This window comes from Nocardiopsis sp. iso_186, from assembly GCF_056173365.1.
This window is the reverse complement of the sequence record NZ_CM149670.1, coordinates 3,763,599-3,782,805: the sequence shown is the minus strand read 5'-3', so window position 1 is coordinate 3,782,805 and position 19,207 is coordinate 3,763,599. Positions and strand designations below refer to the sequence as shown.

Sequence of the window (19,207 nt, the reverse complement as noted above, 5' to 3'; positions counted from 1 at the left end):
TTTTGCGATACCGCTGTCGGGACCCGTTCAAGGTGCGGTGCGCAGGGCGCCCAGCAGCTGTGACAACGCGGCCACGGTCGCGGAGAGGTCGTCGTCCGGTGTCGCGGAGCCGGCGAGCCACAGGGCCGCCTCGTTCATGGCGCCTGAAAGAAGGTGGACCAGGGGGGCGACCGGTTGCGGGGTGATCACCCCGGCGCCGATCAACCCCGACAGCGCGTCTGCGAGGTGGCGAGCCGATGAGGCGTCGTCCATGTCGCGCCATTCGGACCACCCCAGTACGGCCGGGCCGTCCACCAGCATGATCTGGCGCACCTCGGGGTCGCAGCCCGCTTCGAGGAAGGCCCGGCAGCCGGCCGTGAATCGCAGCCATGGATCGGTTTCGGCCTCGGAGGCGGCGGCCACCCGCTGGCCCACCTCGTCTTGCACCTGCGCGACCACGGCACGAAACAGTCCGGCCTTGCCGTCGAAGTGGTGGTAGAGGGCTCCCTTGGTCAGCCCTGTGCCATCGGTGACCTCGGTGAGCCCGACGGCGGCGTAGCCGTTGTCGGCGAACAGTTGACGCCCCTCCGTCAGGAGTCGGTGCCTGGTCTGCCTGCTGCGCTCGACGTTGCTCCGACGGTTTGACATCCACCGCACCCCATCATCCGTCCGTTGACATACCGCGAGTACGTATCTACGATACCAACACATACCTTCGGTAGGTTTTTATTTGATCGGAGTCGGGACGATGCGTCTGTCGAGCTTCTATCCGGTGATCTGTACGGACCAGGTCACCCGGTCCAGAGATTTCTACGCCGAGCACTTCGGGTTCGAGATCGTGTTCGAGACGGACTGGTATGTCAGCCTCAGGCTGCCCGGGGAGCCGGGCTACGAGCTCGCCCTGCTCGACCACCGCCATGAGACGCTGCCCGCGAGAGGGCGCGTCTCGGTGCAGGGCCTCCTCCTCAACTTCGAGGTCGCCGACGTGGACGCCGAATACGAGCGGCTCGTGCTCCGGGCGGGGCTGGTGCCCGAACTCGCCTTGCGCAGCGAGGACTTCGGCCAGCGGCACTTCATCGTCGCCGACCCCAACGGGGTCCTCATCGACGTCATCACCCCGATCGCACCGTCGGCGGAGTTCGTCCGGAGCTACGTCGGCGCCGAGGGGAGCGAGCAGGGCTGATCCGGTGTCGTTCCCGCCGGACCGGGTATTTGGGCCCCGTGGCGACCCTGCGCGTACTCTCCTACAACGTCCGTTCACTGCGTGACGACCCTGCGGCTGTCGCACGGGTGGTCAAAGCGTGCCGTCCCGACGTGGTCTGCCTCCAGGAAGCGCCGCGCCTGCTGGGGTGGCGCCGCAAACGCCGGCTCCTCGCAAGCCGCTGCGGACTGCGTCTCGCGGTGAACAGGCGCCCGGGAGGACTGGCGATCCTGGTGCGCCCCGAGATCTCGGTCCTGCTCAGCCACCACCACCGGTTACGCCGCTATCGCGGCCTGCACCTGCGGGCGCTGTCCCTGGTCGTGCTGAACCACCAGGGCCACGAGGCCCTGGTGGCGGTCACCCATCTCGACCTGGACCCGCGGGCACGGCTTCAGCACGCCAAGGAACTGCTCGCGCTGCTCGCCCGCCACCAGGCCCCCGTCGTCCTGGCCGCCGACGTCAACGAACTTCCCGGAGGGCCGACCTGGCGGTTGCTCACCCGCGCGTTCACCGACACGGCCGAATTGGCACCGGCTGGCGAACTGTTCACCTTCACCGCCCGGCGGCCACGCACCCGGATCGACGCGGTCCTCGCCGATCCCCGCTTCGGTGTCGTGGGGGCCGGGGTCCCCGAGGAGCCCTCCCGTGCCGATCTGGTGGCCGCCACCGACCACCGTCCGCTCCTGGCCGAACTCCTGCTGTCGTACTGACCTGTACGGCTGCGGTGTTCAGATCACCGCGCCGTCGTCGGGGCCGGAGTCGCTGGGCGGTTGGTCGCCCATCCTGATCAGCAGCACCACGAACCCCGCGACGAATGCCGCCAGGATCGCCAGGACCTGCCAGCCCTGGATCGACATCCCGATGAGGGTGGCCACCAGCAGTGCGGCGGGGCCGCCGATCAGGCCGGCCCAGGCCAACCGGCTGGTGAGGTCGCCACGGGGAAACGGGGGCGGAGGAGGGGGCACGAAATGGTCGCCGTCGTCGGGCCCCGTAGGGCGGCGACGCTCGGTGCTGCCAAGGCGCTGCGGGTCGGACAGGAGCGAGGTCGTTCCGACGTCGTCGTTCCCGTCGGTGTCCTCGGAGTCCGGTGCAGAAGGCGGGTCCGTGCTGACGTTCTCGGCGTCCGGCCAGGCCCGCTCCGGTGTGGCGGACTCGTAGAACCTGGAGACCAGGTCCTCCCACACCGCGTCGTCGCCAGTGGCCGCAGACGCGTCCGGGGACGGCTGCCGCTTGTCCTCGTCGGGGGCCACGTCCACCACTGCGGGGCCGGCCGGGTCCTGCCGCTCCTCCAGGTCGGGGAGCTCCGTTCGCAGGACCTCCTCGGCGGCGCGACGTTCGTTGGCGTCCACGTAGAGGTGGTCGGTGGGCGGCTCGTCGCCCGGGGCCTCGCTCGGTTCCAGTACGTCGTTGTCCAGCGGGGTGGCATAGGCCGCGATACCTGCTCGCCCCAACGCCGACAGCATGGTGTCGGCGAGTGTCGGGGGGAGCAGGATCAACGGAACGTAGGTGTCGGCGAGTAGTCCGTTGCCGCGACGATCCGTCATGCGTGAAGTCCTTCCCCGCGCCTGCTGTGTTCGCGTACGAAGGCGAGGCTGCCGTCGAAGATCGCGTCCGCGTCGTTGTCCAGGGTGGCGACGTGGTAGCTGTCGTCGAGCGAGCGGACGGTAACCGCGGACGCGACCGCCTTACTTGTGAGGATACGCAGACTTTGGGGACCGATGACGTGATCCTGCGGACTTCTGTAGGCCAAGATCGGGGCCGTCATCGTCGGGAGGCCGTTCCGGGTCGCCCGCCACAATCGGGGGAGGGTCGCCGCCGCGGCCGTGGGGACCCGGTCGTAGCCCGTTTCGCTCATCCCGGGCCTCTTGATGTCGTTGGTCAGCCCCTTGACCGAAGGCACCAGGAACTTCACCGCGTGGCCGATGTGCAGCAGCGGTTCCTCCACCGCGATGGACGGGTTCACCACCACGACCCCGCGGATGTCGTTCTCGTGGAGTTGGGCCAGGCGCAGTGCCAGACACCCCCCCATGGACAGGCCCATGGTGAAGACGTCGTCGCACTCGGCGCGCACCCGCGCGAACGCCTCGTCCGCCGCCGCCAACCAGTCGTCAGAGGTGGTGGAACGCATGTCCCGCCAGTTCGTACCGTGCCCGGGCAGCAGAGGCAGGTCCACTGTGCAGCCGGCCGTGACCAGCCGGTCGGCCCACGGACGCATCGACTGCGGGCTACCGGTGAACCCGTGGCACAGTACGACGCCGACGCGCCCGCCCCTGTGCCGAAACGGTTCGGCGCCTGGCAGTAACGACATAACTCGGGTGCTCCCTGGGGATCGTGGTCGGCTGGAGCGCGCGGGGCCGACGAGGCCCGCGCAGGGAACTATGAAACTAGTCGAGCGCTCTGAAGGCCGGTACCCCCGTGCACCATCGCGTGGCGCGCAGATCCCCCGTTGCTACCCCGCAGTAACCCGGGCCGGCATTGGTAGTAGTGCGCAAGTGATGGGAGGATGGCGGCGATTATTCGTGGCAGCGGGAAGGTGAACGTGACCAATCAGGTCGAACGCTCCCCGCACGTGCGGGGGTGAGCGGTGTTCTACTGGGTGGTCAAGGCGATTCTCGGCCCGGTACTCGCGGTGTTGTGGCAGCCGCGCGCCTACGGTGTCGAGAACGTTCCGCGACACGGTCCGGCGATCATGGTGAGCAATCACCTGTCCTTTTCCGACCATTTCTTCGGTCCGCTTCCCCTGCCCCGCAAGATCACCTTCCTCGCGAAGGCGGAGTACTTCACGGGCAAGGGAGTCAAGGGGTTCCTCAGCCGGATGTTCTTCACCGGGGTCGGGCAGATCCCCATCGACCGCTCCGGCGGCAAGGCCAGCGAGGGTGCGTTGCGCACCGGGCTGCGCGTGCTCAAGCAGGGCAAACTCCTGGGGATCTATCCGGAGGGGACCCGCTCTCCCGACGGAAAGCTCTATCGCGGCCGCACGGGTGTGGCCCGGTTGGCCCTTGAGGGCAACGCCCCGGTCGTGCCGATGGCGATGATCAACGTCAACAAGATCATGCCGCCGGGGCGCACCCTGCCCAAGCTCGGTATCCGCCCCAAGGTCAAGTTCGGCAAGCCGTTGGACTTCTCGCGGTACCAGGGCATGGAAAAGGACCCGCGGGTCCTGCGCGCCATCACCGACGAGATCATGTACGCCCTCATGGAACTCTCCGGCCAGGAGTACGTCAACCGGTACGCCCAGTCGGTCAAGTCGGAGATCGAGGCCGCGGCCAAGGAGGAGCGCAAGGAGCAGAGCGCCTCCGAGAAGGACCGCCGCCGAGCCGAGCGCACGGCGAAGAAGGCCGAGCGCGTCAGGCGCAAGGCCGAGAAGAAGGCCGCGAAGGCCGAGGCCAAGAACGCCGAGTGACCTGATGGACCCGGCCGGCACGATCCCCCCGCAGACAGCCGAGAAACGCGCGTACGGTTTCGAGGTGCCCCTGTGGCGGGGGATCGCGGTGTTTCGGATCGCCTCGGTCGTCTATGCCGCGGCACTGGTCATGCAGTATTCCAAGACGCTGTCCCACCCGGTGGGGGCGTGGCTGGTCATCGTCGGCATGGGTGTGTGGACGGTCTTCGCCACCTATGCCTACGCCGAGCCCGCGCGCAGGTCCTGGGGGCTGGTCGCCGCCGACCTCGTGATCACCTTCGCGTGCATGCTCAGCACCGGCATCGTGGCGGGGGAGGACTACCTGGCGGTCGCGCCCCCGCTCACCGCCACCTGGTTCGGGGCAGCGCCGCTGGCAGCCGCGGTCATGGGCGGCCGGCGGTGGGCCGTTGCCGCAGCACTGGGCTACGGGGTGTGCGACACGATCCTGCGCGGCGAGATCACCGCCGCGGTCATCAGCGGGATGGTCCTGCTGCTCCTCGCCGGCTACGCGGTCGGCTACATGGCCCACATCGCCGCCGAGGCCGAACACCGCTTCGCCCAGGCCGTCGAGCTGGAGGCCCGCACCCGTGAGCGCGAGCGACTGGCCCGCACCATCCACGACTCCGTGCTCCAGGTCCTGGCGATGGTGCAGCGGCGCGGGACCGAACTCGGCGGCGAGGCGGCCGACCTGGGACGCCTCGCCGGCGAGCAGGAGGCCGCACTGAGAGCCCTGGTCGGGGCGGAGCACCGGCAGACTTCGTCCACCACGACCACCGCCGACCTCGGGGCGTTGCTCAGCATCCACTCCGCGACCCTGGTCACGGTCTCCACCCCGGCCACCGAGGTTCCGCTGCCCGCAGCCGGCGCAGCGGAGATCGACGCCGCGGTACGCGCAGCACTGGCCAACGTCAACCGTCATTGCCCCCCTGGCACCAGGGTCTGGGTATTGGTCGAGGACGAAGGGGACACGGTGGTGGTCACCGTGCGCGACGACGGCCCCGGGATGGCTGCCGAACGGGTCGCCGAGGCCGAGGCCGACGGCAGGCTGGGACTCTCCCAGTCCATCCGCGGCAGGATTCGCGACCTCGGGGGAGAGGCCACGGTCACGACTGCTCCCCAGGAGGGCGTGGAGATCGAGCTTCGGGTGCCGCGCTGACCGCGCGGCGGGTTAGAGTCAGCCCATGCACGACGCCCAGATCCGAGTCATGGTGGTGGACGACCACCCGATGTGGCGCGACGCGGTTGCCCGGGACCTCACCGAGGCCGGCCTGGAGGTGGTGGCCACCGCCGGCGACGGCGCCAAAGCGGTGCGCATCGCCCCCGCGACGCGGGCCACCGTCGCCGTGGTCGACCTGCAACTCCCCGACATGTCGGGGGTCAAGGTCACCCAGCAACTGCTGGCACAGTCCGATCCGCCGCGCATCCTCATCCTGTCGGCCAGCGGTGAGCAGCAGGACGTGCTGGACGCGGTCAAGGCCGGCGCCACCGGGTACCTGGTGAAGTCGGCGAGCAAGGACGAGCTGATCGACGCCGTCACCCGGGCCCACCACGGCGACGCGGTGTTCACGCCCGGGCTCGCCGGGCTGGTGCTGGGGGAGTACCGGCGCCTGGCAGCCGCCCCCGCACCCGTTGACGATCCCGACACCCCCCGGCTGACCGGTCGTGAGACCGAGGTCCTGCGCCTGGTCGCGAAGGGGCTGACCTACAAGCAGATCGCCTCCCGGCTCACCCTGTCCCACCGCACCGTGCAGAACCACGTGCAGAACACGCTCAACAAGCTGCAACTGCACAACCGTGTGGAGCTCGTGCGCTACGCCATCGACCAGGGACTCGACGAGTAGGGACGCCTCCCCGACCGTCGAGGGCCGGGCGAGCGGATCAGGTCAGCTCGGTCCAGCCCTTGGAGCGCTCGACGGCCACCCGCCAGCGTCGGTGTGCGGCGTCGTCGCGCGCACCGGGCTCGAAGCGGTGGTCCAGTTGCCAGGTCTGCATCAGCTCCTCGGTCGAGGACCACACCCCGGTCCCCAGCCCGGCCAGGAACGCCGCGCCCAGGGCGGTGGTCTCCTGGATGCGCGGGCGCGCCACCGCGACCCCGAGCTGGTCGGCCTGGAGTTGGCAGAGCAGGTTGTTGGACGACGCGCCGCCGTCCACCCGCAGTTCGGCGAGCTCTGTCCCGGAGGAGTCGGCCATGGCGGCCACCACGTCGCGCACCTCGAAGGCGATCGCGTCGAGTGTGGCGCGCACCAGGTGGGCCCGCGTCGTACCGCGGGTGATGCCGAAGATCGCGCCGCGCGCGTGGGGGTCCCAGTCGGGAGCCCCCAGACCGGTGAGCGCCGGCACGAACACCACGCCCCCCGAGTCGGTGACGCTGCGTGCCAGACCTTCCGACTGCGACGCCTTGTCGATGAGCCCGAGGCCGTCGCGCAGCCACTGCACCGCGGCGCCCGTCACGAAGATGGATCCCTCGAGCGCGTAGTCGCGGGTGCCGTCGGGGTGCTGCCACAGCACAGTCGACAGCAGCCCCTGCTCGGGCGCCACCGGTTCTTTTCCGGTGTTGACCAGAACGAACGACCCGGTTCCGTACGTGCATTTCGATGTTCCCGGCTGGTAGCAGTTCTGTCCGAACATCGCGGCCTGCTGGTCGCCGGCGATTCCCGCGATGGGGATGCGCAGCCCCAAGAACGAATCCGGATCGGTCTCGCCCACGGTTCCGTAGGAGGGGACGACCTCGGGCAATGCCTGGATCGGAACGCCGAACAGTTCGCACAGCTCCGGTGACCAGGCACCGGTGCTGATGTCGTAGAGCAGGGTGCGCGAGGCGTTGGAGGCGTCGGTGACGTGTCTGCTGCCGCCGGTCAGGCGGGCGATGACGTAGGAATCCACGGTGCCCACCACCACGTCGCCGGACTCCACCCCCTGCCAGGCGCGCGGGTCGTTGCGGGCGATCCAGGTCAGTTTCGTCGCGGTGAAATAGGGGTCCAGACGCAGGCCGGTGAGCTCGGTGACGCGCGGCTCGTGACCGGCGTCGCGCAGTTCGGTGCAGATGCCCGCGGTGCGCCGGTCCTGCCACACGATGGCGCGGCGCGGCGCGGTGGCACGGTTGCGGTTCCACAGCACTGCCGTCTCACGCTGGTTGGTGATCCCCAGGCAGCTGGGCCGTTCCCCGGCGGAGTCAACGGCGCTCTGGCAGGCTCCGAGGGTCGCCTGCCAGATTTCCTCGGGGATGTGCTCCACCCAGCCGGAGTCGGGATAATGCTGGGCGAACTCCTGGTAGCCGCGCGACAGCACCCGGCCGTCTTCGCTGACCATGAGCGCGGTGACCCCGGTTGTTCCGGCGTCGATCGTGAGTACCGCCATGGGTTGGCCTCCAGTACCTAGGGCGATATGGTCTAGACCATGTGATGGGCGTGGTCGCGAGAGCGCGGTCCCGCGGTGCGTGTTCACCGCAGGGACCTACCCCTGGTGATTGTTTTTCAACTCTGGGTGTCATCGTTTTCGTGATGTCGGTCACGGCGACGCCGTTCTGCTGACGAGGGCGAGCCGCGAGGTCGAAAGTCCATGGACAGGTGCCGCACACGGGCACCATCGATGGCGCAAGGGTTTCTGACGAGTCAAGGAGTACACGCACATGCGAGTCGGGGTGCTGACCGGTGGCGGGGACTGCCCGGGACTGAACGCGGTCATCCGCGCGGTGGTCCGCAAGGGCATCAAGGACTACGGCTACGAGTTCGTCGGCTTCCGCGACGGCTGGCGTGGTCCTCTCGAAGGCGACACGATGCCGCTGGACATCTCAGCTGTCCGCGGGATCCTGCCGCGCGGCGGAACCATCCTCGGTTCCTCGCGCACCAACCTCATGAAGATCGACGGCGGCGTCGAGCGGGTCAAGGACAACCTCGCCGGCCTCGGCGTGGACGCCCTGATCGCGATCGGCGGCGAGGACACCCTCGGTGTCGCGCGCCAGCTCTACGATCGTGACGTCAAGGTCGTCGGTGTCCCCAAGACCATCGACAACGACCTCAACGCCACCGATTACACCTTCGGTTTCGACACCGCGGTCAACATCTCGATGGAGGCCATCGACCGGCTGCACACCACCGCCGAGTCGCACCACCGGGCTCTGATCGTGGAGGTCATGGGCCGCCACGCGGGCTGGATCGCGCTGCACTCCGGCATGGCCGCCGGAGCCAACGTCATCCTCATCCCCGAGCGTCCGTTCGACATCGACGAGGTCGTCGCACACGTCGAGAGCCGGTTCAAGACCAACTACGCGCCGATCATCGTCGTGGCCGAGGGGGCCCACCCCAAGGACGGGCAGATGGAGCTCAGCACCGGCGAGATGGACTCCTTCGGCCACGTCCGTCTGGGCGGGATCGGCCAGCGTCTCGCAGAGGAGATCGAGTCGCGCACCGGCAAGGAGGCCCGCTCGGTCGTCCTGGGGCACGTCCAGCGCGGCGGAACCCCCACGGCCTTCGACCGGGTGCTCGCCACCCGTCTCGGCGCCAACGCCATCGCCGCGGTCAACGACAAGGACTTCGGCAAGATGGTCGGGCTCCAGGGCACCGACATCGTTCGCGTGGACCTGGCCGCGGCCACCGATGTCCTCAAGACCGTTCCGGTCGAGCGGTACGAGGAGGCCGAGGTCTTCTTCGGATAGACCCCGCCTGCCTTTGTCCGGGCCCCGCCGCCAGCTGCGACGGGGCCCGGACGCCTGTCCCCGGGACGACGGGACCTGTTGCGGTTGACACACGGGAGGGGCGGACAAAACGGTTGCGCCGGTGATCGATACTGGATGCAAGCGGCCCCCGTGTGAGACCGCCCCCTCGTTCCACCAGACCCCGGAGGTACCGTCATGTCCGCGTCGCTCGATTCCGCGGCCCCCCACACCAGTGCGGACGTCGCAGTCGAGACGGGCCCGGACGGTCTCGGCGAGCTGTGCGTGCTGATGAAGCTCGGCGAGATCGTGCTCAAGGGCAGCAACCGACACCTCTTCGAGCGGCGTCTGCAGAACAACATTCGCACCGCGGCCAAGGGCCTGGGCGAGATGAAGATATCCCAGCGCAAGGGCGTCATCATGCTGCGCATGCCCGGTGCCTCCGACCTTGAGGTCGCGGAGCTGGGCGAGCGCATGTGCAATGTCATGGGCATCGTGTGGGTGCACCTGGTGCGCCGCGTGCCCAAGGACGTTGACGCGGTCACCGCGGTGAGCCTGCGGGCAATGGCCGAGCGCACCGGTACCTTCGCCGTGCGTGCCCGTCGCCGCGACAAGCGCTTCCCGTTGTCCTCCTTCGAGATCGCCACCCACCTGGGCTCCGCGGTCAGGGAGGCGCACCCGCATCTGACCGTTCGGCTCAAGAAGCCCGACAACACCCTGTTCGTCGAGGTGGACAAGGACGAGGTGTTCGTCTTCACCGACGGAATGCCCGGCCAGGGCGGACTGCCCGCCGGAATGAGCGGGCGGGCGCTCGTGCTGATGTCGGGCGGTATCGATTCACCTGTCGCCGCGCACCGGATGATCCGGCGCGGTCTGCGCGTGGACTTCCTGCACTTCTCCGGTATGCCCTTCACCGGACCCGAGTCCATCTACAAGGCCTACAGCCTGGTCCGCCAGCTCGACCGCTTCCAGGGCAACTCGCGGCTCTACGTCATCCCCTTCGGCAAGGCGCAGCAGCAGATCAAGAATTCCGGAGTGGAGCGTCTGCAGATCGTCGCCCAGCGGCGCCTCATGCTCAAGACCGCGGAGGCGCTGGCCGATACCCTCGGCGGCGCGGCCCTGGTCACCGGGGACGCGCTCGGACAGGTGTCCAGCCAGACCCTGACCAACATCACGGCCCTGGACGACTCCGTCAACCTGCCGATCCTGCGTCCGTTGATCGGAATGGACAAGACCGAGATCATGGACCAGGCCCGTAAGATCGGCACCCTCGCCATCTCCGAACTGCCCGACGAGGACTGCTGCACCATGCTGACCCCGCGGCAGGTGGAGACCGCAGCCAAGATCGAGGACCTGCGCCAGATCGAGAAGCGTCTGGACGCGGCGGAGCTGGCCGAGCACCTGGCCTCAACGGTGCAGCTGCACCGGCCCAGCTACTTCGGCAGCGAAGAGACCGGGTAAGCAGCGGGCGAGCGAGACGGTTCGGCGTCTCGCCCGCCGTTCAGCCGTCGGCGTTCACACCCCGGCGGGTACGCGTGCGGGCGTCAGGGGACGCCCCACCGCTGCCGGCAGGGTCGCGACCATGGCAGCCAGTGCCTCCAGGTCGGCGCCCACCAGTGCCTGCGGGCCGTCGCACAGTGCCGTCTCGGGGTGCGGGTGCACGTTGACGATGATTCCGTCGGCCCCGACCGCGATCGCCGCCCGTGACAGCGGCAGGACGAGGTCGCGCTTGCCACCCGAGTGGGAGGGGTCCACGATCACCGGCAGGTGGGACAGGTTCTGTGCGACCGGGACCGCGCTGATGTCCAGGGTGTTGCGGGTGGCCTTCTCGAAGGTACGGATTCCCCGCTCGCACAGGACGATGTCGAGGTTGCCGCGCTGGGCGATGTACTCCGCCGCCATCAGCCACTCCTCGATGGTGGAGCTCATTCCCCGCTTGAGCATCACGGGCTTGCCCGCTTCGCCGGCGGCCTGGAGCAGCGCGAAGTTCTGCATGTTGCGGGTACCGATCTGGAGCATGTCGGCGTAGGAGGCGACGAGTTCCACGTCGTGGGCGTCCACGACCTCGGTCACGATCGGCAGCCCGGTCTCCTCGCGCACATCGGCCAGGATCTGCAATCCTGCTTCGCCGAGGCCCTGGAAGGCGTACGGGGAGCTGCGGGGCTTGTAGGCGCCGCCGCGCAGCAACGAGGCCCCCGCGCTCTTGGCCATCATGGCTGCCGCCAGGGTCTGCTCAGGGGTCTCCACGGCGCACGGCCCGGCGATCAGCGTCATGGTGTCGCCCCCGATGGGGACACCGGCCACGCTCACCACGGTCCGGCTCCCGTGGTTTTCCCGGCTGACCAGCTTGTAGGGCACGGAGATGCGCAGTACGTCGCCGACCCCGGCCATCGCCGCGATACCGAGCGTCTCGAACTGCTCGATGTCGCCGACCAGCCCGATGATCGTCCGACTCACCCCTCTGGTGACGTACGCTGCGCCGCCCGCGGTGGCGACCAGCTCCACGATCGAGTCGATGTTGTCGGAGGTTGCTTCGGGAGCCATCACGATGACCATGAACGTTGTCCTTTGCCGGGCGATGAAGACTGGCTGGCTGAAGTGGAAGGTGTCCGGACAGACAAAAAAGCCCCGGGCCGTCGGCCCGGGGCTTTTGAAGTCGTCCTGTCAGCGTAGCGCTAGTAGGGCGACCGATCCCGTGGGCCGGTAGCCATAAAAGCGCCAGAAGTTTCGCTGCATGGCTGTGACTATAGCGCATTCCCCGCCGGTGCTTCCTACCCTCGGGTTTTTGGGGTCCTCCGCCGGGACTGGCAGTATGTCCCGGACACCTCATCACGAGGAGATCGATTGTCTGAGCAGCGACTGCCGCCGGGGCAGTACGTCCCGCGCGAATTTCCTGCCCTGCACTACGGGCCGGTGCCCAAGTTCCGCCAGCAGCGATGGGACCTCTGCGTCTACGGGGCGACCGACTCCGCGACCACCCACCGCTGGGACTGGTCGGCCTTCGACGAACTCCCCAGGGTCGAGGTAGTTGCGGACTTTCACTGCGTGACCAAGTTCACAATTCCGAATAATGCCTGGTCAGGAGTTTCCAGTGCGCTGATGGTGGAGCTGGCCCCACCGGCCGACGCCGCCACGCACGTCATGGTCTGGGCCGAGTACGGCTACAGCGCCAATCTGCGAATGGACGACTTCCTGCGCTCCGACGTGCTGCTGGCCACCCACCACGGTGTCGAGCGGATCTCGGCCGAGCGCGGGTACCCGGTCCGCTTGGTGGTGCCGCACCTCTACGGCTGGAAGAGCGTGAAGTGGGTCCGCGCGATCGAGTACCTGACCGCCGACCGGCGCGGTTTCTGGGAGGAGCGCGGTTACCACAACCGCGCCGACCCCTGGTCCGAACAGCGGTTCTCCTACCAGGAAGAGCCGGGGGAGGGGCCACCGCTGAGCTGAGCCGCGAGCCGATCGTTTTTCGTCGGGGCGGTCAACCCTCTAGCTTGTGCCTATGGTCTACGTCGCGGCCGTCGCCTCCCTGATCGCCGTGGTGTGCGCCGGTGAACTGATCCGGAGATCCCGTGCGGTCAACCGGAGCCGGCGGGCGCTGGCCGCCGACGCCACGTGCTCGACCCTGCACACTGCCTCCCTGGCCGCACCCGCGCTGCGTCAGGGGCTGCACCGCGAGTCCGCCACCCGTGCGATCCGGCACGTCCACGCGCTGCTGGGGAGCCCGGCAGTGGCACTCATCGACACCACCCACACCCTCGCCTGGCACGGGGTGGGGGCCGTCCACCGGCAGGACTGTCCGAGTCTGGCGATTCCGGCGATCACCGGAGCCCGGTTGCACACCGACGACCGGCTCCACTGCGCCGACCCGGCCTGCCCGTTGCGTGTGGTTGTGGCGGCCCCGGTCGTTGTCGACGACCGCCCGGTCGGCGCGCTTCTCGCCTTCGACGCACAGGCGTCACCGGTCCTGGTCCGGGCCACCGCCGAGGTGGCCAGCTGGATCTCCGGACAACTGGAGCTCGCCGATCTGGACCATTCGCGCGCCCGACTGGCCGACGCCGAGCTCAAGGCGCTGCGGCTGCAGATCTCCCCGCACTTCGTCTACAACTGCCTGACCACCATCGCCTCCTTCGTGCGCACCGACCCCACCCGGGCGCGCGCACTCCTCCTCGACTTCGCCGATTTCGCCCGCTATTCGTTCCGCGGATCGCGCAACCTCACCACATTGCAGGAGGAACTGCGCTCCATCGACCGCTATCTGGCTCTGGAACGGGCCCGGTTCGGCTCCCGGCTGCGCCTCAGCGTGCAGGTCGCCCCGGACGTGTTGGCCGTCCAGGTTCCTTTCCTGAGCCTGCAACCACTGGTGGAGAACGCCATCCGGCACGGGATGGAGGGCCGCCCCGGCCTGAGCCACGTCAGTGTCATCGCCCGTGACGCCGGAGCCGAGGCGCACATCAGCATCGAGGACGACGGAGTCGGCATGGATCCCGAACGGGCTCGAGCGATCCTGGCAGGAGAGGCGGGCGCCTCCGCGGGGATCGGCCTGGCCAACGTCAACGAACGATTGCGCACCATGTTCGGCGACGCCTACGGGCTGGTGGTCGAGACGGCTCCCGGCGCGGGCACCCGGGTGAGCCTGCGCATCCCGAAGTTTCGGCTGACTCCCGGTCGCTGAGGCTCGATTCGGCGGCGAAGTGCGGTCGATGCCGCCTTCACAATGGGCTGGGTGCGCTGCTCAGCCCCGATCCAGCCATATCGCCCTCCGTTCCCTTCGCATCACCCCGAACTGCTTGCGAGCCGTCCCGTGCTGGGCCATTCTCGGTGGCATGCTTCGGGTCCTGGTAGTCGAGGACGAGATCCCCGCGCGCGAGGAGATGGCCTACCTGCTCGACAGGGACTCGCGCGTCACCGAGGTGACCACTACGGGCGGCGCCACCGGCGCCACCCGACTGATCGGTGAGCGTGCCGAGGCGGGCGACCGGTTCGACGCACTTTTCCTGGACGTGCACATGCCGGGGCCCAGCGGGATCGACCTCGCCCGTTTTCTGGCGGCACTGCCCCGGCCGCCGGCGGTCGTGTTCGTGACCGCCCATGAGGACTACGCCGTCGCCGCCTTCGAACTCAACGCCGTGGACTACCTGCTCAAACCCATCAGAGAAGAACGCCTGGCAGCCACACTGGGCCGGCTGGTCGCCCGCGTCAGGGACACCCCGTTGACCGAGGTCAGGGTTCCGATCGAGCTGGCCGGGCGCACCCGCTTCATCCCGCGCTCCGAGATCTGGTTCGCCGAGGCCAAGGGCGACTACGTTCGGCTGCGCACCGCCGATGGAGCCTTCCTTATCCGTAGCACCCTCGGGGCGCTGGAGCGCGAGTGGGACGGAGCAGGGTTCGTGCGAATCCACCGCAGTATGCTCGTCGCCACCAGGCACGTCTCCGAACTTCGCTTCGAGGGCCCGCGGATCAAGGTGCAGGTCGGGGACGAATTGCTTCCGGTCAGCCGCAGGCAGACCCGCGAAGTCCGGGACCAGTTCGTGCGTCGCGGCTCAGGTACTGGCCGAACAGGGTGAACTCGCCGTCCGCGTCTTCCCGGCCCCCGCCCCCGGTACCGCGCCGCACCGCGGTGGCGGCCCCGGCGACCAGCCGAGCGCTGGGGATCACCCCCGAACCCGCCTCGGTCGAGGCGCATGCACGCACCACCGACGTCGCCGCGCACATGCGTCGCCACCTCCGGTTGAGCCTCGCGACGGTCACCGTCGCAGTCGTGTTGCTCCTGCTCGCGGTCGCCGTGCTCGCACTCGCCCCCCGGACCGGCGTGCTCTCCGTCGAAGGCGTGGGGTGGATTCGACTCGCAGTGGGGGCCTGCCTGCCGCTCCTGTTGGTACTGATCATCCCGGTCTATGTCCGGCTGGCCGAACGCCTGGACGCGCCGGGATCGGTCGGCTCGTGACCGAGCTCGCCGGCGGGCTGCTGTTCGTCGGCTGTGTCATGGTCATGACCCTGATCACCACCGGGCTGCTCAACCGCCGGCGTACCGCAGCCGGTGCGGGGTTCGTCCTGGCGACCGCTCCTCCGGGGAGCCTGCTCTTCGCCTCGGCCGCCGCTGGGGAGCACCTCTCGGCGGTGCTCCTGTTGGGGGTGGCCGGCCTGCTGCTGGCCCAGGGCCTTCAGGCCCTCGGGTCGCTTAGCGCCGTCGCCCTCGGCTGCGTGCTGCTGGCCGTCCTGGTGGTCACCCCGCTGCGTAGAGCAGGGGTGTACAGCTACTCGGATTTCGCTGAATGGCGCCTGGGCTCCCGCGTCGTCCGTCGGATGACCAGCGCCAGCGCGGTGATCGTCGGATGGTGTTTCCTCCTGGCCCAGTACATCGCGGCCGGCTTGCTGCTGCGGGCCTTCACCAGCCTTCCGGAGTGGACGGCCTGGTCGGCGACGGCGATTGTCACCCTGGTCCTGACCCTGTCCTCCTCCGGCGTCTCCAGTACCCGTTTCCAGGCCGTGCACTTCTGGTTCAAGCTGGCAGCCCTGGCGTTGCCCGCCCTCGCACTGCTCGTGGCCTGGCAGATGCAGGGCGCCCCGCGAGCCCCTGTGACCGACGACCCGGTCTTTCGCGTTGACACCGAGATGGAAATCGATCGCCGGCAGGCGGTGGGCGTCACCGAGCCGACCCCGGTCACCGTGCTGGTATCCGTGCAGGGGGAGACGGTCGCCACCCGGTCGGTCCTCGAACCAGGCGTGCACGCGTTCGTTCCGGGCACCGTGCTGCTGTTCGAAACGGGAACGACGATCCCCCACCACGTCGATCCCACTCCGGCGGAGGAAACCGGATGGCACGGGCCGGGACCCGGACCGGGTTCGTTGAGCGGGTACCTGCCGTACCTCTCGGTGGCTCTGGGCGTTATCGGGCTCCTGCAGTTCCCCACCCGCTTCTACGGGACGCCCAGCCCCAGGGCGGCCCGCCGGCTGGTGGCCCTGGTCGCCGCGCTGGTCGTGGTCTTCACGCTCGTTCCGCTGGTCTACGCGATGCTCGCCCGGATCTACGTGGGAGAGCTGTTGGTCAACGGGCAGGTCAACCTGGCGGTCCTGCAACTGCCCGAGCGCATGCTGCCCGGGCGCAGCGGGGTGCTGATGACGGTGCTGATCGCGGCCGGCGTCGCGTCGGCCGTGGTCACGGTCTCGGTGGGGCTCGCCGCCGCGCTGTCCGGGACCATTTCGCAGTGCGTGCTCGGCGGCGGCAGCACGGCCTACCGCTGGGGTGCGCTCCTGGCGGCCGGAACACCGCTGCTGATCGTCACCGCGTGGCCGGAACTGGCCGGAGCCGACCTGGCCTCGATAGCGTTCGCCGGGCTGCGCCTCAGCGCGGTGACCATCGCCCCCCTGTTGCTCATCGGGATCTGGTGGCGTGGGCTCACCGATGTGGGGGCCGCAGCCGGTCTGGTGGTCGGTCTGGCCGGCAGCGCCGTCGAAGCCCTGTCGGCGAACGACGTCCCGGTGGGGGTGCCGTTGCCGGGCGCCCTTCAGGGGCCGGCGGGATTCTTCCTGGTTCTGCTGGTCCCCGGAGTGATGATCGGGGTCTCGCTGATCACGCGGCAGCGGGTGCCCGGTGACGTGCTCGCGATGCTGGCCAGGCTGCACCTGCCCGAGCAGGAGGCGGGGCGCTGGCGCTGATGCGCCTGCCGCTCGTCGTCGAGAACGAACCACTCATCGGCTATGCGGGTCCGTGTGCCGACGGCTTGGCACCGCCTGCCGATCGGGGCAGGGGAAGCAGGTATGACCGGCCTGGTGCAGCCTAGGGTGATCTCAAAGAGCAACGGATCGGTCAGCGCAGCCTGCCCCGACCGCTTCGTTGCGATTTACCGAGGGGGAGGACCCGGCGCCGTTGGGTCGCCATCGACCATTCCGGCGGTGGGCAGGAGGGGAACGGCGCGGGGAGAGGTCGTCCGGCCGCCGCGATGGGAGGCGCGGCCGGACGGCAGCCCTCGTTCGGGCGGGTCCCCGGATCAGTCGTCGTCGTTGTTGTTGTTCCTGCCCCCGCCGCGACCGCCGCCCGGCCTATTGTCGTTGTCCCCGTCGCCGTTGGGGAACGGCGACACCCAGATCTCGACCTCCGAGCCCTTGTCGGCCTCGTTCTTGGGGTTGTAGTCGCCGACGAAGTCGCCGACGAAACGGTGCACCTTCACCGTGAAGCCGAGTTCCTCCAGCTTCTTGCGTGCGTCGTTGACCTTCCAACCGCGAATGTCGGGAATTTCCACCATCTCCGGCCCCAAGGAGACCTTGAGCGTCACCGTGTCTCCGGCGCCGACCTTCTCACCGTCGCCGGGCGACTGCTCCATGACCTGGTCCTTGGGTACGTCGTCGTTGTGCTCTTCGGTGATCTCGACCTTGAGGTCCTTCTCCTCCAGCAGGGATCGCGCGTCGTTGACGTTGCTCCCCACCACCTCGGGCACCGCGAACCCGGTGCTCACCGACAGCACTACGCTGCCCTCGCGATCGGCCTTCTCACCCGGGGAGGGGTCGGAGGAGAGCACCGTGCCGGGCTCGGCGTCGAAGGAGGAAGCCTCCTGCTGTTCGATGTCGGTCAGCCCGACGTCCTCCAGCAGTTGCAGGGCCTCGTTGATCGGCTTTCCGGAGATATCGGGGACTTCGACGAACTGGGGTCCGTCGGAGAGGGTGACGGTGATGATCTCCCCGGGCAGGATGTTGTCGCCGTTTTTCGGGTTCGTCGCCGCGATGGTGCCGGCCGGCGCCTCGTCGCTGTAGACGGTGTCGTCGGAGACGGTGATCTTCAGGCCCAAGGGGGTGAGTTCCTGCCGGGCGGTGTCGCGGTCCAGCCCTACGAGTTCGGGAACGACCTCGTAGCGCCCTGCGAGCATCCACCAGCCGAAGCCCAAGCCGGCCACCAGGAGCAGCGCCCCGATCAACATCAGCGGGTAGCGCATGCTGGGTCGCGGCGGCCGATGGTCGTCGTAGTCATCGTCGTCGTACTCGACCGGGGGAAGGTCACCCGGTTTCAGATCGACGACGAGAGTCTGGTTCTCGGGCTCGGCGGGGCCGGAGGCGACCTCGTTGACGGCGCCGGCCATGACGGGGGCGAAGGTCACGTTCGCGCCGGTCTGTCCCAGGGAGCGTTCCACCTCGAACACGGCCGCCAGGAACTGGCCGGCGTCGGTGAGCCGATAGCGGGGATCGCGCTCGGTGGCGCGAACCACCAAGGCGTCAACGCTCGGCGAGATGCCCTCCACCACTCGCGACGGTCGGGGGACGTCCTCGTTCACGTGCTGGTAGGCAACCGAAATGGGGTTCTCGCCGGTGTGCGGCTGCGCGCCGGTCAGCAGCTCGTACAGCATGATCCCGCATGCGTAGACATCGGTACGGGAGTCGGCGGTGTTGTGCGAGATCTGCTCGGGTGAGAGGTAGGCGGCGGTACCCATCAGAGCCCCGGTCTTGGTCAGCCCCTGTTGGGTCGCCTCCACGACCCTGGCCAGACCGAAGTCCACGACCTTGACCCTGCCGTCCTCGGTCAGGAGGACGTTCTCGGGCTTGATGTCCCGGTGCACCATGCCTACTTGGTGGGCCGCGCCCAGCGCGGCGAGTACCGGGACCATTACCTGAAGTGCCTCACGGGGGCTCAGGCGACCGCGTGCCTTGAGCAGCTCGCGCAGCGTACGTCCGGGAACGTACTCCATCGCCAGGTAAACGTGCCCCTGGTCGGTGCCCTGGTCGTAGACCTGGACGACGTTGGGGTGCGAGAGCTTGGCGACGGAGTGCGCCTCGTTGATGAAGCGCTGCACGAATTGGGGATCGCGCGCCAGGGTCGGATGCATCACCTTTAGCGCGACGTGACGGTCCAGTCGCTCATCGTGCGCGGCGTAGACCGTGGCCATTCCGCCCCCGGCGACCCGTGACTGGATGAGGTAGCGGCCATCAAGGGTCGTTCCAACAAGCGCGTCCGCAGTCGTCATGTCCACGAAGGGCAGTTTACGGG

18 protein-coding genes are annotated in these 19,207 nt (G+C 68.7%); 12 read left to right on the top strand and 6 right to left on the bottom strand.

Going from position 1 to position 19,207, the window contains the following annotated elements:
• Window positions 1-27: 27 nt before the first annotated feature.
• Window positions 28-627: a TetR/AcrR family transcriptional regulator gene (locus tag AC0VYP_RS16615; RefSeq protein WP_475470603.1), complete on the bottom strand. Its 600-nt coding sequence runs from the start codon at window positions 625-627 to the stop codon at window positions 28-30.
• 100 nt (window positions 628-727) lie between these two features.
• Between AC0VYP_RS16615 and AC0VYP_RS16610 the strand changes: the two genes are divergently transcribed.
• Together AC0VYP_RS16610 and AC0VYP_RS16605 are read left to right on the top strand one after the other, a co-directional pair.
• Window positions 728-1,162, top strand: a complete 435-nt coding sequence (locus tag AC0VYP_RS16610; protein ID WP_475470601.1) for a VOC family protein — start codon at window positions 728-730, stop codon at window positions 1,160-1,162.
• Between the two features lie 38 nt (window positions 1,163-1,200).
• On the top strand, window positions 1,201-1,890 hold the full coding sequence (locus AC0VYP_RS16605) for an endonuclease/exonuclease/phosphatase family protein (protein ID WP_475470600.1): 690 nt from the start codon (window positions 1,201-1,203) through the stop codon (window positions 1,888-1,890).
• Window positions 1,891-1,908: 18 nt separating this feature from the next.
• On the opposite strand, the gene AC0VYP_RS16600 is transcribed toward AC0VYP_RS16605, so the two are convergent.
• Together AC0VYP_RS16600 and AC0VYP_RS16595 are read right to left on the bottom strand one after the other, a co-directional pair.
• On the bottom strand, window positions 1,909-2,724 hold the full coding sequence (locus tag AC0VYP_RS16600; protein WP_475470598.1) for a hypothetical protein: 816 nt from the start codon (window positions 2,722-2,724) through the stop codon (window positions 1,909-1,911).
• Window positions 2,721-3,488: an alpha/beta hydrolase gene (locus AC0VYP_RS16595; protein WP_475470597.1), complete on the bottom strand. Its 768-nt coding sequence runs from the start codon at window positions 3,486-3,488 to the stop codon at window positions 2,721-2,723. Before AC0VYP_RS16595 ends, AC0VYP_RS16600 begins: the two co-directional genes overlap by 4 nt.
• Window positions 3,489-3,764: 276 nt before the next feature.
• Here AC0VYP_RS16595 and AC0VYP_RS16590 point away from each other — a divergent pair, with 276 nt between their 5' ends.
• The 3 genes from AC0VYP_RS16590 to AC0VYP_RS16580 are packed head-to-tail and all read left to right on the top strand — an operon-like array spanning window position 3,765 to window position 6,424.
• On the top strand, window positions 3,765-4,583 hold the full coding sequence (locus AC0VYP_RS16590; protein ID WP_475470595.1) for a lysophospholipid acyltransferase family protein: 819 nt from the start codon (window positions 3,765-3,767) through the stop codon (window positions 4,581-4,583).
• A 4-nt stretch (window positions 4,584-4,587) separates the two neighbouring features.
• The gene (gene macS / locus AC0VYP_RS16585) at window positions 4,588-5,739 is read left to right on the top strand and encodes a MacS family sensor histidine kinase (RefSeq protein WP_475470594.1); all 1,152 of its coding nucleotides are present in this window, start codon (window positions 4,588-4,590) and stop codon (window positions 5,737-5,739) included.
• Between the two features lie 25 nt (window positions 5,740-5,764).
• A complete protein-coding gene (locus AC0VYP_RS16580; protein ID WP_285756928.1) occupies window positions 5,765-6,424 on the top strand; it encodes a response regulator in 660 nt (219 codons plus the stop codon).
• A gap of 37 nt (window positions 6,425-6,461) precedes the next feature.
• Here the strand turns inward: AC0VYP_RS16580 and glpK are convergent, their stop codons facing one another.
• Window positions 6,462-7,940 (bottom strand): glycerol kinase GlpK, encoded by a 1,479-nt coding sequence (glpK, locus tag AC0VYP_RS16575; protein WP_285756927.1) that lies wholly within the window; start codon window positions 7,938-7,940, stop codon window positions 6,462-6,464.
• A 271-nt stretch (window positions 7,941-8,211) separates the two neighbouring features.
• On the opposite strand from glpK, the gene AC0VYP_RS16570 reads away from it, so the two are divergent.
• Together AC0VYP_RS16570 and thiI are read left to right on the top strand one after the other, a co-directional pair.
• The gene (locus AC0VYP_RS16570; protein ID WP_285756926.1) at window positions 8,212-9,237 is read left to right on the top strand and encodes a 6-phosphofructokinase; all 1,026 of its coding nucleotides are present in this window, start codon (window positions 8,212-8,214) and stop codon (window positions 9,235-9,237) included.
• 195 nt (window positions 9,238-9,432) lie between these two features.
• Window positions 9,433-10,695, top strand: coding sequence for a tRNA uracil 4-sulfurtransferase ThiI (thiI, locus tag AC0VYP_RS16565; protein ID WP_475470591.1), 1,263 nt, complete (start codon window positions 9,433-9,435; stop codon window positions 10,693-10,695).
• 54 nt (window positions 10,696-10,749) lie between these two features.
• On the opposite strand, the gene aroF is transcribed toward thiI, so the two are convergent.
• Window positions 10,750-11,790 (bottom strand): 3-deoxy-7-phosphoheptulonate synthase, encoded by a 1,041-nt coding sequence (gene aroF, locus AC0VYP_RS16560; protein ID WP_475470589.1) that lies wholly within the window; start codon window positions 11,788-11,790, stop codon window positions 10,750-10,752.
• Between the two features lie 288 nt (window positions 11,791-12,078).
• Here aroF and AC0VYP_RS16555 point away from each other — a divergent pair, with 288 nt between their 5' ends.
• From AC0VYP_RS16555 to AC0VYP_RS16535, 5 genes are all read left to right on the top strand, one after another.
• The gene (locus tag AC0VYP_RS16555; protein ID WP_475470587.1) at window positions 12,079-12,681 is read left to right on the top strand and encodes a molybdopterin-dependent oxidoreductase; all 603 of its coding nucleotides are present in this window, start codon (window positions 12,079-12,081) and stop codon (window positions 12,679-12,681) included.
• A gap of 52 nt (window positions 12,682-12,733) precedes the next feature.
• Window positions 12,734-13,906, top strand: a complete 1,173-nt coding sequence (locus AC0VYP_RS16550; protein ID WP_475470585.1) for a sensor histidine kinase — start codon at window positions 12,734-12,736, stop codon at window positions 13,904-13,906.
• 151 nt (window positions 13,907-14,057) lie between these two features.
• Window positions 14,058-14,798, top strand: a complete 741-nt coding sequence (locus tag AC0VYP_RS16545; protein ID WP_475470584.1) for a LytR/AlgR family response regulator transcription factor — start codon at window positions 14,058-14,060, stop codon at window positions 14,796-14,798.
• The gene (locus AC0VYP_RS16540; RefSeq protein WP_285756920.1) at window positions 14,795-15,178 is read left to right on the top strand and encodes a hypothetical protein; all 384 of its coding nucleotides are present in this window, start codon (window positions 14,795-14,797) and stop codon (window positions 15,176-15,178) included. Before AC0VYP_RS16545 ends, AC0VYP_RS16540 begins: the two co-directional genes overlap by 4 nt.
• On the top strand, window positions 15,175-16,890 hold the full coding sequence (locus tag AC0VYP_RS16535; RefSeq protein WP_475470582.1) for a sodium:solute symporter family transporter: 1,716 nt from the start codon (window positions 15,175-15,177) through the stop codon (window positions 16,888-16,890). Before AC0VYP_RS16540 ends, AC0VYP_RS16535 begins: the two co-directional genes overlap by 4 nt.
• Before the next feature lie 332 nt (window positions 16,891-17,222).
• Here the strand turns inward: AC0VYP_RS16535 and pknB are convergent, their stop codons facing one another.
• A complete protein-coding gene (gene pknB / locus AC0VYP_RS16530) occupies window positions 17,223-19,190 on the bottom strand; it encodes a Stk1 family PASTA domain-containing Ser/Thr kinase (RefSeq protein WP_475470580.1) in 1,968 nt (655 codons plus the stop codon).
• Window positions 19,191-19,207 lie beyond the last annotated feature (17 nt).